Source organism: Pseudomonas flexibilis, assembly GCF_000802425.1.
Taxonomy (GTDB): Bacteria; Pseudomonadota; Gammaproteobacteria; order Pseudomonadales; family Pseudomonadaceae; genus Serpens; species Serpens flexibilis.
Genome location: NZ_JRUD01000010.1, coordinates 62,935 through 75,320, shown reverse-complemented (window position 1 = coordinate 75,320; position 12,386 = coordinate 62,935). Strand labels below are relative to the sequence as shown.

Genomic DNA, 12,386 nt, shown 5'->3' with positions numbered 1-12,386 from the left:
ACGTGACGCGTATTGAAGTGGCCGCCGCGGTGATCCGTAGCGGCGATGGCCGGGTGCTGATCGCCCGGCGCCCGCTCGACAAGCACCAGGGCGGACTGTGGGAGTTCCCCGGCGGCAAGATCGAGCCCGGCGAGACGGCCGAGGCCGCGCTCGGCCGAGAGCTGCAGGAGGAGCTGGGCATCCAGGTTCGCGCCGCCCGACCGCTGATCCGCATCCACCACGATTACCCCGACAAGCAGGTGCTGCTGGATGTCTGGGAAGTGACCGCTTTCGACGGCGAACCCCACGGAGCCGAAGGCCAGCCCCTGGCCTGGGTGCGTCCGCAGGATCTGCCTGAGTACGAATTTCCTGCCGCCAATCGGCCGATCGTGGCGGCGGCCCGTCTGCCCGACCGCTACCTGATCACGCCCGACGGGCTTGCGCCCGACGAGCTGCTGCGCGGGCTGCGCCTGGCGGTGGAGCAGGGCGTACGTCTGGTTCAACTGCGCGCGCCGTCGATGTTCGATCCCGCCTACCGCGATCTGGCCCTGGATGCCCTGGGGCTGTGCGCCGGGCGTGCCCAGCTGATGCTCAAGGGGCCACTTGAGTGGCTGGGCGACTTTCCGGCTGCGGGCTGGCATCTGACCGCGGAGCAGTTGCGCCGCTACGCCCCCAACGGCCGGCCGTTTCCCCGCGAACGCTGGCTGGCCGCCTCGTGCCACAGCGCCGAGGAGTTGGCGCTGGCGGCGCGCATGGGTGTGGATTTTGTCACTTTGTCCCCGATTCTGCCCACGCTCAGCCACCCCGACGCCGAGCCGCTGGGCTGGGGCATGGCAAGGGCACTGACCGAGCGCTGCACCTGCCCGGTGTTCGTATTGGGCGGGCTGTCCCACGAACATCGGGCACAGGCGCGGAACATCGGAGCGCAGGGCGTCGCCGGCATCCGCGGATTCTGGCCGCTGGCCTGATTCTTGTATCCGGCGCAGCGGATGCCCGGTGCCGCCAAGATTCTGCCAAGCCGCCGACCGTTGCGCGTCGCTTCGGTCTGGCCGGTGTGCGTCGAGGCGAGCAGTAGTCTCGATCTATGGACGTGTCATGAAACCACACACTTTCAAAAGACTTGCCCTGACCCTGGGTGGCCTGGGCCTGGCGGCGGTATTCGCCTTCGCCTGGCAGAGCAAGCCGCAACCGCAACTGGCCGGCTTTGCGTTGCCCCAGACGCAGGTTGTTCCTCTGGCAGGAGATCAGCAGCCGGTGTTCGAGTCGCGCTTCGCGTCTTCGAACCTGCAGAATTTTGCGCACGCCTCGGCGATCACCGCGCTGCCCAACGGTGACCTGTTGTCGGTCTGGTTCGCCGGATCGCGCGAAGGCGCCGCCGATGTACAGATCCGCGGTGCACGTTTCGATGTCCGCAGCGGTACCTGGGGTGAGGAAATGATCCTGGCTACCCGGGAATCCACCCAGCGCGGATTGCAGAAGCACATCCGCAAGCTGGGCAACCCGGTGGTGGTGGTCACTCCGGATGAGCGCCTGTGGATGTTCTATGTATCGGTTTCCATCGGTGGCTGGGCTGCCAGCTCGATCAATGCCATGTTCTCCGATGACCTCGGCAACACCTGGTCCACTCCACGGCAATTGGTTACCTCGCCGTTCCTGAATATCAGCACGCTGGTACGTGGCGCGCCGGTCGTCCATGCCGATGGCTCGATTGGTCTGCCGGTCTATCACGAGTTTCTGGGCAAGTTCGCCGAGTACCTGTACCTGGACCGCAACGGCGAAGTGGTGGACAAGTTCCGCATCAGTCATGGCAATCATTCCCTGCAGCCGACCGTTGTGCCGCTGGACGGACAGCGTGCGGTGGCGATGCTGCGTTACGCCGGTGATGAACTGCATCGCGTACTGGCCAGCCGTACCGAGGACGGTGGCCAGACCTGGAGCGCGCCGGTGCCACTGGCGCCGAACAACCCCAACTCGTCACTGGCGGCGATCGTCACCCCCCGCCACGGTCTGCTGGTGGCGCTCAACGACCTGACCGAGGGCCGCTTCCGCCTCAGTCTGTACGGGGCCGATGCTGAGCTGCAGCAATGGACGCCGCTGATGGATCTGGACGAGTCCCCCGATCCGGAAGGCGACCCTGTGGACGAGGCGACCTACCAGAGCCTGCTGCGTGCCGAGTACCGACAGGCTCGCGCAGACCTCGGTGATGCTGATCTGGATGCCTTGCTTGAGCGCCACGATCGGCGCGTCTGCAAGCGCGGGCGTTGCAACCTGGAGTACGACTATCCCTACGTGATTCGCGGGGCCGACGGCCGTTACCACCTCGTGTATTCCTGGAACCACTCGTTCATCAAGCACGTGAGCTTCAATGACGCCTGGCTGGAGCAGCAACTGTGACCCTCGACTTCTGGCATATCCACCTCTGCTTCGCCCTGTTGGCGTTTCTGCTGCTGCCGCTGCGCGGCCGCCCCTGGCCACTGCAACTGGCGGTGCTGGCTGGGCTCCTCGTGCTTGGTTTCGTGCCGGTGGGTGAGCTGCCGCTGGCGCTCTACGTGCGTACGCTGATCCCCGAGCCCTCCGTTGTCGGCCTGCTGGCGCTGGTCTGGGCGGCGCTGGTTCGCCTGGAGCTGGTTGCGCCGCTGGCGGCTCGTCAGCGCTTTACGCTGTTGATAGTGTTCGGTGCGCTTGGATTGATCCTCTATCCTGCCGCCCTGGGCATCGGCCCCTTCGATCCCTACCGGTTGGGATTCAGCCCCCAGCCCATGATCCTCGCCGTTGGCGTGCTGGCGTTGGCGCTGCTGGTGAGTGGCAATCTCTTGGGCACCCTGTTGCTGAGCCTGGCCACCCTGGCCTTCGGCCTCGACCTGCTGGCCTCGGAGAACTACTGGGATTACCTGCTCGACCCCTTTGTTGCCCTGTATTGCTGGTTCGCCCTGCTGGGTCATGGGGTGCGGCGATTCAGGCGTGCCGGCCCGCGAGAACTGGCTCGCTGAACGATACCGGCCCCGCCTGCGCGGGGCTTTCGCATGTTTACCGCCGGCTGCTTTGGCCGGCGTTGGTTGGTCTTGAGGTGAAATGATGGATTGGCTGCAGTCCCGCCGCTTGCACTACTGCTTCGGCGTCGTGGCAATACTCTTCCTGTGGTTCGCCGTCCTGCGGATGGTGTTCTTCTTCGGCTTCTCCGGCCTGGACAGCAGTGCGCTGACCGATAACGGCGCGGTGCCCGAAACCCTGGGCATCGGCCTGCGCTTTGACCTGCGTCTGGCCATCCTGCTGACCTTGCCGCTGGCCGTACTGGCCTGGCTGCCGCGCTGGAACCTGACCAGTCTGCCCTGGCTGCGCTGGTTGCCGCGCCTGTACCTGGCGCTGGCACTGGCCGTGCTGATGCTGGTGTACATCATCGATTTCGGCCACTACGCCTATCTGGGCGTGCGGATCAATGCCACGGTGTTCCGCTTCCTGGGTGATATGCAGATCTCCCGCGACATGCTGTGGCAGACCTACCCGGTAGTGTGGATCAGCCTCGGCTGGGTGGTTTCGGTGGGGCTGCTGACCTTCGCCCTGGTACGCCTGGAGCGCGTGACCCTGGCCCGTCCGGCGCGTCCGCTCAAGCGCTGGTCGCGGGTATGGGGCAGCGCCCTGGTGGTCGTGCTGGTGTTCTTCGGCCTGCTGGGCCGGTTTGAGAACCTCAACCTGGAGAACCCGGTACCGCTGCGCTGGAGCGACGCGTTCTTCTCCGGTGACAACCAGGTCGCCTCCCTGGGCCTGAACCCGGTGCTGTTCCTCTATGACACTTCGAGTGTCAGCCTCCAGCCCTACGATACCGAGGCGGTGCGCGAGCGCTACGAACTGCTGGTGAACTATTTCGGTATCCAGCAGCCGGACGCGGCGGCACTCAATCTTCGTCGCAGCCAGGACGTGCAGCCGCATGCGCTGGCGCTGGGCGAGCGCAAGCCGAACGTGGTGTTCGTGATGCTGGAGTCGCTGGGTGCCAGTGCGGTGGGCCATCACGGCAACCCGCTCAACCCCACGCCGAACATCGACCGCCTGGCCGAGGAAAGCTGGACCTTCAAGCACTTCTACGTGCCGGCGGTGGGCACCGCCAAGACCGTGTGGGCCAGCATCACCGGCATTCCGGACGTGTCCCGCGGGGAGACCTCAACGCGCAATCCGCTCATCGTCAACCAGCGGGTCCTGGTCAATGCGCTGGAGGGCTACGAGAAGTTCTACATGATCGGAGGCAACGCCGGCTGGGCGAACATGAACGCGCTGGTGCGCCAGAGCATCGATGGCGTGCGTCTGTACGAGGAAAGCTACTGGAAGTCGCCGCAGGTGGACGTCTGGGGGATCTCTGACCTGAGCCTGTTCAAGGAAGGTGACGAACTGCTGCGCGCGGTGCCGAAGGACAAACCCTTCTTTGCCTACATCCAGACCGCCGGCAACCATCGTCCCTTCACCATTCCGAAGGACAATGACGGCTTCCAGATCAGCGAGCTCACCGAAGAGCAGGTGCGTGAATACGGCTCGGTGACCAAGGCCCAGTACGAGGCGGTGCGTCTGCTGGACTTCAACATCGGCAGGCTGATGGAAATCGCCAAGGCTGGGGGCTGGTACGAGGACACCATCTTCGTGATGTTCGGTGACCACAACACCCGCATCACCCAGTTGCCGCACATGCCGCCGGCCTTCGAGAAGCTGGGCATCGAAAGCAACCACGTGCCGATGCTCATCCATGCGCCCAAGTACCTGTCTGCGCGTGTGTTCGAGGAGGCGACCGGGCTTTCGGATCTGTGGCCGACGCTGATGGGCCTGCTGGGTATCCCGTATGAAACCGGCACCATGGGCCGCGACATCCTGCAACCGACCCCTGAAGGGGAGCGCGTGGTTCCGCTGATGCTGCACGAAGGCACGTTCCCCGTGTTTGGCGGCATCACCAAGGACTTCCTGCTGCGCATGAACCACGACGGCAGCAATCCGACCCTGCACGACCTGGCGTCCCAGCAGCCGCTGGAAGACGTAGCGCAGGAGCATCCGGACGAGTTCGAGCGCCTGCGCGAGCTGACTCGCGGGCTGTACGAGGCGGCACGACTGATGCTGTATCAGAACGTGCGCGACTGATCGAACGGTGCAAACGAAAAGGCCGACATCATGTCGGCCTTTCTCGTTTCAGGGCGTTGTCGGCAACGGCGTCATACGCCCGGCTTGGCGGCCGCCTGCCAGAGGATCTCCGCCACGTGCTGGCGCCGGGCGATCAGCCGCGCAGCGACGAACAACAGGTCGGACAGGCGGTTCAGGTAGGCCAGCAGCTCGTTGCGCAGCGGCTCCTCGCCGTTCAGGGTCTGGCAGCGCCGCTCGGCCGCCCGCGCGGCGCTGCGGCACAGATGGGCCTGGGCAATCAGCCGCGAGCCGCCAGGCAGGATGAAGTTTTCCAGCGGACCGACTTCCTCGTTCCAGCGGTCGATGGCGTCTTCCAGGCGGGCAATTTCGCCAGCATTCAGCGCCTGGTACTCGGGCATCGCCAGCTCGCCGCCCAGGTCGAACAGGCGATGCTGGCACGGCGCGAGCACCTCGCTCAGCTCACCGAGACCGGGATGACGCTCCTGCGCTTCGTCCAGTTCGGCCAGCAGGACACCCAGGAGGCTGTTGAGGCTGTCCACCTCGCCCATCGCCTCGATGCGCGGATGGTCCTTGGGCACCCGGCGACCATCGGCCAGGCCGGTCTCGCCGGCATCGCCGGTGCGGGTGTAGATCTTGGACAAGCGGTATCCCATATGAAATCAAAGTCCCGAGCTGGTGGGCGGTTCGGCCAGCGGCAGGCGCAGGGTGAACTGCGTGCCCTGGCCGGGCATGGAGGCGACCTCCATCTGGCCCTTGTGGTTGTTGGTGATGATGAAATAGGAAACGGACAGGCCGAGCCCGGTGCCGTCACCCACTTCCTTGGTGGTGAAGAAGGGCTCGAAGATACGCTTGCGCACCGCCTCGGGCATACCCATGCCGTTATCCTCGACCTGGATTTCCGCCCAGGGGGGGCTCAGGCGGGTGCGTATCAGGATGCGGCCGTCGTCGCGCGGGTGAATGGCCTGGGCGGCATTCTTCAGCAGGTTGAGCAGCACCTGCTCCAGTTCGTTGGCAATGCAAGGCACCTTGCCCAGTTCCGGGTCGAAATCGCGCTCGATGCGCAGGCCCTTGAAGTCGAAACCTTCGCTGAGGTCGAAATCGTTGCCGGCGATCTCCACAGCCTGGTCGATCAACTGCGGCAACGAGGCCAGAGCCATTTCGCGATTGCTGCGCCGGCTGAAGCTGAGCATGTGGCTGACGATGCGCGAGGCGCGGGTGCCGGCCCCCTGGATGCCATCCAGCAGTCGAGGGATTTCCCGCGCATCGAGGTAACGGGTGACCGCTTCCAGATCGACCCCGCAGGCCTCCGCTTGCTGACGGTTGCGCTCCAGGTCGGCAGACAGCCGTCGGCGGATGTTCTGCACGTTGTGCAGGATCGCCCCCAGCGGGTTGTTGATCTCGTGCGCCATGCCGGCCGCCAGGCCACCGACCGACAGCATCTTCTCCGATTGCACCATCGCTTCTTCCAGCGCCAGGCGCTGGGTGATGTCGTCGATGCGGATCACCACGCCCCGACCGGCGCCGCCGGCCAGCGGATAGACTGTCAGGGTGTAGTGGCGCAGCTCGTCGCCCAATGGCCAGGCGACCCGCTCGATGCGTGCCACCCGGTGCTGCTCGACCGCTTCCTGCAGTTGTGCCAGGTAGGGCTTGAGCTGCGGGAAGGCCATCAGCACCGGCTGGTTGAGGGCCTGTTCGAGGCTGGTGCCGGAGAGACGCGCGGCTTCCTTGTTCCACTGGGTGACGAACAGGTCCTGGTCCAGGGCGATCAGCGCCGAGGGCATGGAGTCGATGATGCTGTTCAGGTAGTTCTGGAAGCCGGTCAGCTGGCGCTCGATCTTGCCGCGTACCTGCACTTCCAGTTCCAGTTGGCGGTTGGAGTGGCGGGTTTCCTCGGCCAGCGAGTGGGCGCGATCGAACGCCTCGCGAGCCTCGTCGCGCGTACGCTTGAGCTGCTGTTCGCGGGCCTGCATGCGCGACAGCATGGTGTTGAAGGCTTCCGCCAGGCTGCCCAGCTCATCGCGGTTGCCGGGTGCGGCGCGCAGCGCATAGTTCTCCTGCCGGGTCACCTGGCGCGCCAGCTCTTCCAGGTTGCGCAGCGGGCGAGTCACCAGGCGGCGTACCTGGCGGTCGATGAGCAGCCAGAACAGTAGGCTGAGCGCCAGGATCGCCGCGCTGGCGCTTAGTGTGCCGGTCCAGAAGGCGCCGGGAATCTCGCTGGAGGCCACCAGCAGCAAATGGCCGGAAGGTCCCTGGGGTTGCGGCAGCGCGGTCAACTGATGGGTGTGGAACTGGCCGTTGCGCCAGGCCTGCAGCTGGGACAGGTGGGCGGGCAACTGCAGGGCGTCGTCCTCGCCGAACTGCGCCAGCCGGCGCCCCTGGCCGTCGAACAGTGCGGCAGCACGCAATGGACGGTAGCTGTGCAGCTGCCCCAGCAACTCGGCGGCGGCCTGCGGCGAGGCGAGCGCCTGCTGGCTCAAGGCGGGCGTGGCGGCCAACTGGCCGAGCGTATGCATGGCCTGGGGCGTGACGCTCTGCTGGGAAATCCAGTAGGCGGCGCTGATGAAGGTCAGGTTGGCTACCAGCAGCACGGTAGCCAGCAGCACCAGCAGGGCCGCGAGCAGTTTCCGGCCGACCGGCAGGTTGTCCAGGCGCCGTTGCAGGCTCATGGTGATTTCGCGACAGGTTGCGGTTCGGGCAGGGTAGCGGGGCTTCAGGTATCGGGCAATCCGCGCGCGCGCAGATGGGCTTGCAGGCTCTGCAACAGTGCGGTCAGCCGCGGCAGGGGCACGCCCTGCCTGAGGCCCTCGGCGCAGGCATGGCCGAGCAGGTAGCTGATCTCGGTCCGTCGTCCGGCGCCGACATCCTGGCGCATCGAGGAGCTGTTGGCGGCAGTGGCCTGGATAACCCGCTGCACCTCCTCGAACAGCCCCGCGGCTGCCTCGTCCTGGCCGCAGGCGTGCAGCAGGCCGCCCAGCTCCGTGCAGAGCCCGGCGACCTCGTCCTGGTGGGCGTCCAGCTCGCCGTTGCGACAATCGTGCAGCACCGTCAGCGGATTGATCGCGCAATTGATGGCCAGCTTGCGCCACAGACGGCTCTGGATCTGGTCGCTCCACGCGTGGGGGATGCCGGCCTGGGTCAGCTCGGCAAGCCAGGCGGGCGGGGCCGGATGATACGGGTCGCCCAGCCAGGTGGTGCCGCGCCCGGCGAACACCACCCGGAACGGGCCGTCGCGGTAGGCGCCCTCGGTGCTGGAGGCCAGGATGCAGCGCGCGCCCGGCAGCCGCTCGGTCACCTGCTGCTGACTGCCCAGGCCGTTTTGCAGCAGGATCAGTTCGGCCTCCGCGGTCAGTCGGTGGGCGATGGCGTCCACGGCGGCCAGCGCGTCATAGGCCTTGCAGGCCAGCAGCAGGCGCCGGATGGGGTCAGAGGCATCGACAGTCTGGGCGGAAATCGCCAGGCGCTGTTCCCTGCCGTTCTCGACCAGGGCCAGGCCGCCCGCGTCATGGTAGGCGGCCAGCCGTTCGGCATCGCGCAGCAACAGCGTCACCGGCAGGCCGACGCGCGCCAGGCGCGTGGCCCAGAGACTGCCGAGGCTGCCGGCGCCGAGAATATGCCAGGTCATGGGAAAAGGGCCTGTGGCGGAAAAGCCCGGACGATAGCCAAATGCAGCCCGTGTGTCAGCCCAGCTGGCGGATGCGCATCTCGCCTTCCGGACTGTTCTGCGCCAGCAGTTCGCTGGCCTGGGCCAGCAACTGGTCGGGCGTTTGTGGCAGGGCGCGGCTGTCCACGCCCAGCAGGGCGATGTCCGCGTGCAGCTCGAAGGCGCCGTCGCGGGTCCGGAACGCCTGGCGGTTGAGGTTGTCGGCCAGGCGCCGGAAGCTGTTCACCGCGCCTTCCTCCAGGCGGTCGAGCAGGGCGATCAGGGCGAAATGGCCATCATCCAGGCGGGCGAGCACATCCAGCGGGCGGACCAGCTGTTGCAGGCGCCGGGCGATACCGGTCAGCAGTTCGCGATACAGCGCCTCGCCATGTCGGTCGCGCAGCCCTGGCAGCTGCGGCACGCCGATCAGCAGTAAACAGAAGGCCCCGCCACGGCTTTCCAGCTCGCGCAGGCAGTCGGCGAGCTTGAGCTGCAGGCAGCGGGTGTTGCCCAGGCCGGTGAGCGGGTCCACCTGATTGCGCTGCTCGAGGTTGGTGAAGCTCTGGGTCAACTGGTGGTTTTCCTGCAGCAGGCGCTGCAGGGTGTTGCACAGCCGGTCGCCGGCCAGCACGCGCGGGATCAGTTGTTCATGGATCTTGGCCTTGCTGATGAAATCATCCACGCCGCGTGCGAAGGCCTCGCCCAGATCGCTTTCGCCTTCGCGGCCGGTGAGCAGCATGATGTAGGTGTAGTGATCGGACATCTCGTCCTGCTGGCGGACCCGGGCGGTCAGCTCCAGGCCATCGATTTCCGGCATCAGCCAGTCGGCGAGCAGGATGCCCGCCGGGCGTTCCTCCAGCTGGCGCAGGGCTTCACCGGCGCTGCTGGCGAAGCGGACGTCGCGGTAGCCGGCCTGGGTCAGGGCGCGGCCGATCAGGGCGCTGGAGAACTTGGTGTCGTCCACCACCAGAATGCTGACTTGAGGATTGGGCATCGGCAGGCTCGTTGGCGGTACGGCACGGGGGCCGGTTTGTGCGGCTATAATGACCGGCCCTTTTCAACCGTCAAGCCAGCCGCGTTTCGTTCCGTGAAGCCGGTCGCGACAACCTTTTGGAGGATTCCCATGCCCTCGTTCGACGTGGTTTCCGAACTGGACAAGCATGAACTGACCAATGCCGTGGACAACGCCGTGAAGGAGATCGACCGGCGCTTCGACCTGCGCGGCAAATGCAGCATCGAGAGCAAGGACAAGGAGCTGACGATCACCGCCGAGGCCGAGTTCATGCTCGATCAGGTGCTGGAGATCGTGCGGAGCAGCCTGGTCAAGCGCAAGATCGACGTGCAGTGCCTGGAAGTGAAGGATGCCTACGCGTCCGGCAAGGTGATGAAGCAGGACGTGGTGTTCCACGAGGGCATCGACAAGGAGCTGGCCAAGAAGATCGTCGCCCACATCAAGGACGCCAAGCTCAAGGTCCAGGCGGCCATCCAGGGCGAGCAGGTGCGGGTCACCGGCAAGAAGCGCGACGATCTGCAGGAGGTCATCGCCTCGCTGCGCGGGCAGAGCTTCGACATGCCGCTGCAGTTCACCAACTTCCGTGATTGAAGAAAAAGGGCCGGTTCAACCGGCCCTTTTCGTTTATTGGCGCGCCTCGGACTCGGTCGTCGCGACCGCCTGCGCATGGCGCCGGTCCCGGCCCCATTGCAGGCCGATGAGGATCAGCGTGGGAATGCCCAGCAGGGCGGTGATGACGAAGAAGTCCTGGTAGCCGTGGCGCTCGACCAGCGCGCCCGAATAGCCACCCACCAGCCGCGGCAGCAGCAGCATGATGGAGCTCAGCAGGGCGTACTGGGTGGCGGAGAACTTGAGGTTGGTCAGGCTCGACAGATAGGCCACGAAGGCTGCGGTGGCCAGGCCGCCGCTGAAGTTGTCGCAACTGATGGTGACCATCAGCATCTTCAGGTCGGGGCCGATGCTGCTGAGCAGGGCGAACATCAGGTTGGTGGCCGCCGACGCCACGCCCCCGACGAACAGGATCGGCAGGATACCGAAACGCACGATCAGCAGGCCGCCAGCCCCGGCGCCGAGCAGGGTCATCACCAGCCCGAACAGCTTGCTGATGCTGGCGATCTGTTCCTTGCTGAAGCCCAGATCGATGTAGAACACATTGGCCATCACGCCCATCACCGTATCGGACATGCGATAGGTGGCGATCAGGCCAAGCATCAGCAGCGCCTGCCAGCGATAGCGCACCACGAAATCGCTGACCGGGGTGAGTACTGGCGCCAGGCTGCGCCGTCCGACGGCGGACAGGCAGGCGGCGATCAGCAGGCCGTAGAGCAGGGCGCGCAGGAAGGCGCGATCGTCGGTGAGCAGGCCGAAGGGGTTGCTGGCCAGCAGGGAGAACTCGGTGTCGTACAGCTGGGTGAACAGCGCGGGAACCGAGACCAGCAGCACGATCAGTACCAGGACCGACAGCAGCTGGCGGTGCAGGCCGTACTGGGCCGGTGCCTGATTCTGGCTCAACGGTTGCGGCTCGCGAATGACCAGGCTGGTCAGCAGGCCGGGCAGCATCAGCGCGGCGAACAGCAGGTAGGTGCCACGCCAGGCGCCGAAATGGTATTCGCCGCCTGTGGAGCCGAACCAGCTGGCGAAGTACAGCGCGCCGGCAGTGGCCAGCAGGGCGGCCACCCGGTAGCCGGCCATGTAGCTGGCCGCCAGCGCGGCCTGGCGGCTGTCCTCGGCGACTTCCAGGCGGTAGGCATCGATGGCGATGTCCTGGGTTGCCGAGGCGAAAGCCACCAGCACCGCCAGGGCGATCAACCAGGCCAGGTGCTGCTGCGGATCGAACAACGCCATGCCGACCAGGCCGAGCATCACCAGGCACTGGGACAGCACCAGCCAGGAGCGGCGCCGGCCCAGGCGGCCGAGCAGGGGTAGGCGCCACTGGTCGAGCATCGGCGCCCACACCCATTTGAAGGCGTAGGCCAGGCCGATCAGGCTGGCGAAGCCGATGGCCTGCAGCGACACGCCGGCTTCGCGCAGCCACACCGAGAGGGTAGCGAACACCAGCATGTAGGGCAGGCCGGCGGCAAAGCCGAGCAGCAGCAGGGCCAGGGTGGCCGGGCTGGCATAGGCGGCGAGGGCGTCACGCCAGGTGCGTTTGGTCATGGAAGGGTGAGGCAGGCGTCAGGAAGGCTGCATCTAACCGCAGTTTTCCTCCGGATGCCAGCCGTGCCGACGCAAGTCCACGCGGTTCCCATCCAATAGCAGGCCTTCATCACGCAGGCGGGCACGCTGTTCGTCGCCCGCCGGGCTGCCGGCGGGCAAGCTCAGGCGTCCGCCCGCAGCCAGTACCCGGTGCCAGGGCAGGCGCGTCTCGTCCGGCAGTTGCGCCAGGGTGCGTCCGACCCAGCGCGCAGCGCGTCCCAGACCCGCCAGCTGGGCCAGTTGGCCATAGGTCACCACCTTGCCGGCCGGTACCTGGGCAAGGACGGCATAGAGCGCTTCGCGGCGGGTCTGGGGCGTATCGAATTCAGGTTCGGTCATGCGGGCCTCGTGACAGCGGGCAGGGGGACGAACGGCTACGCCCGTCGGTCGGGGGTGCGTCGTCTCGCTCAAGGCAGGATAATGCCGCGCTTGTGCAGAGATTTT

Annotated in this window: 11 protein-coding genes; 5 read left to right on the top strand and 6 right to left on the bottom strand. The window is 66.2% G+C overall.

Features of this window, described 5'->3' with window-relative positions:
- The first annotated feature begins 2 nt into the window (after window positions 1–2).
- From SF06_RS08170 to SF06_RS08155, 4 genes are all read left to right on the top strand, one after another.
- Window positions 3–947: a Nudix family hydrolase gene (locus SF06_RS08170; RefSeq protein ID WP_039560739.1), complete on the top strand. Its 945-nt coding sequence runs from the start codon at window positions 3–5 to the stop codon at window positions 945–947.
- A 127-nt stretch (window positions 948–1,074) separates the two neighbouring features.
- Window positions 1,075–2,373 carry a sialidase family protein gene (locus tag SF06_RS08165; protein WP_039560738.1) on the top strand — a complete coding sequence of 433 codons (1,299 nt, stop codon included), beginning with the start codon at window positions 1,075–1,077 and terminating at the stop codon, window positions 2,371–2,373.
- Window positions 2,370–2,969 carry a hypothetical protein gene (locus tag SF06_RS08160; protein ID WP_027590763.1) on the top strand — a complete coding sequence of 200 codons (600 nt, stop codon included), beginning with the start codon at window positions 2,370–2,372 and terminating at the stop codon, window positions 2,967–2,969. Before SF06_RS08165 ends, SF06_RS08160 begins: the two co-directional genes overlap by 4 nt.
- 85 nt (window positions 2,970–3,054) lie before the next feature.
- Window positions 3,055–5,094, top strand: coding sequence for an LTA synthase family protein (locus SF06_RS08155; protein ID WP_039560830.1), 2,040 nt, complete (start codon window positions 3,055–3,057; stop codon window positions 5,092–5,094).
- Window positions 5,095–5,165: 71 nt separating this feature from the next.
- On the opposite strand, the gene SF06_RS08150 is transcribed toward SF06_RS08155, so the two are convergent.
- Genes SF06_RS08150 through SF06_RS08135 form a run of 4 tightly spaced genes read right to left on the bottom strand, consistent with a single transcriptional unit; the run spans window position 5,166 to window position 9,728 of the window.
- Window positions 5,166–5,747, bottom strand: coding sequence for a cob(I)yrinic acid a,c-diamide adenosyltransferase (locus tag SF06_RS08150; protein ID WP_039560737.1), 582 nt, complete (start codon window positions 5,745–5,747; stop codon window positions 5,166–5,168).
- 6 nt (window positions 5,748–5,753) lie between these two features.
- Entirely contained in the window at window positions 5,754–7,760 is a 2,007-nt protein-coding gene (locus tag SF06_RS08145) for an ATP-binding protein (protein ID WP_027590766.1), read from the bottom strand.
- 44 nt (window positions 7,761–7,804) lie between these two features.
- Window positions 7,805–8,716 carry a putative 2-dehydropantoate 2-reductase gene (locus tag SF06_RS08140; RefSeq protein WP_039560735.1) on the bottom strand — a complete coding sequence of 304 codons (912 nt, stop codon included), beginning with the start codon at window positions 8,714–8,716 and terminating at the stop codon, window positions 7,805–7,807.
- A gap of 55 nt (window positions 8,717–8,771) precedes the next feature.
- A complete protein-coding gene (locus SF06_RS08135; protein ID WP_052199759.1) occupies window positions 8,772–9,728 on the bottom strand; it encodes a GGDEF domain-containing response regulator in 957 nt (318 codons plus the stop codon).
- A gap of 129 nt (window positions 9,729–9,857) precedes the next feature.
- On the opposite strand from SF06_RS08135, the gene SF06_RS08130 reads away from it, so the two are divergent.
- Window positions 9,858–10,337 carry a YajQ family cyclic di-GMP-binding protein gene (locus SF06_RS08130; RefSeq protein ID WP_039560733.1) on the top strand — a complete coding sequence of 160 codons (480 nt, stop codon included), beginning with the start codon at window positions 9,858–9,860 and terminating at the stop codon, window positions 10,335–10,337.
- Window positions 10,338–10,370: 33 nt separating this feature from the next.
- Here the strand turns inward: SF06_RS08130 and SF06_RS08125 are convergent, their stop codons facing one another.
- Both SF06_RS08125 and SF06_RS08120 read right to left on the bottom strand, forming a co-directional pair.
- Window positions 10,371–11,903, bottom strand: a complete 1,533-nt coding sequence (locus SF06_RS08125; RefSeq protein ID WP_027590769.1) for an AmpG family muropeptide MFS transporter — start codon at window positions 11,901–11,903, stop codon at window positions 10,371–10,373.
- 33 nt (window positions 11,904–11,936) lie between these two features.
- Entirely contained in the window at window positions 11,937–12,281 is a 345-nt protein-coding gene (locus SF06_RS08120; protein ID WP_039560732.1) for an MGMT family protein, read from the bottom strand.
- Window positions 12,282–12,386: the final 105 nt, after the last annotated feature.

Coding starts and splice junctions, on each gene's coding strand:
- SF06_RS08130 (WP_039560733.1), top strand. CDS start 9,858: ATGCCCTCGTTCGACGTGGTTTCCGAACTGGACAAGCATGAACTGACC.
- SF06_RS08120 (WP_039560732.1), bottom strand. CDS start 12,281: ATGACCGAACCTGAATTCGATACGCCCCAGACCCGCCGCGAAGCGCTC.
- SF06_RS08155 (WP_039560830.1), top strand. CDS start 3,055: ATGGATTGGCTGCAGTCCCGCCGCTTGCACTACTGCTTCGGCGTCGTG.
- SF06_RS08150 (WP_039560737.1), bottom strand. CDS start 5,747: ATGGGATACCGCTTGTCCAAGATCTACACCCGCACCGGCGATGCCGGC.
- SF06_RS08140 (WP_039560735.1), bottom strand. CDS start 8,716: ATGACCTGGCATATTCTCGGCGCCGGCAGCCTCGGCAGTCTCTGGGCC.
- SF06_RS08145 (WP_027590766.1), bottom strand. CDS start 7,760: ATGAGCCTGCAACGGCGCCTGGACAACCTGCCGGTCGGCCGGAAACTG.
- SF06_RS08165 (WP_039560738.1), top strand. CDS start 1,075: ATGAAACCACACACTTTCAAAAGACTTGCCCTGACCCTGGGTGGCCTG.
- SF06_RS08125 (WP_027590769.1), bottom strand. CDS start 11,903: ATGACCAAACGCACCTGGCGTGACGCCCTCGCCGCCTATGCCAGCCCG.
- SF06_RS08135 (WP_052199759.1), bottom strand. CDS start 9,728: ATGCCCAATCCTCAAGTCAGCATTCTGGTGGTGGACGACACCAAGTTC.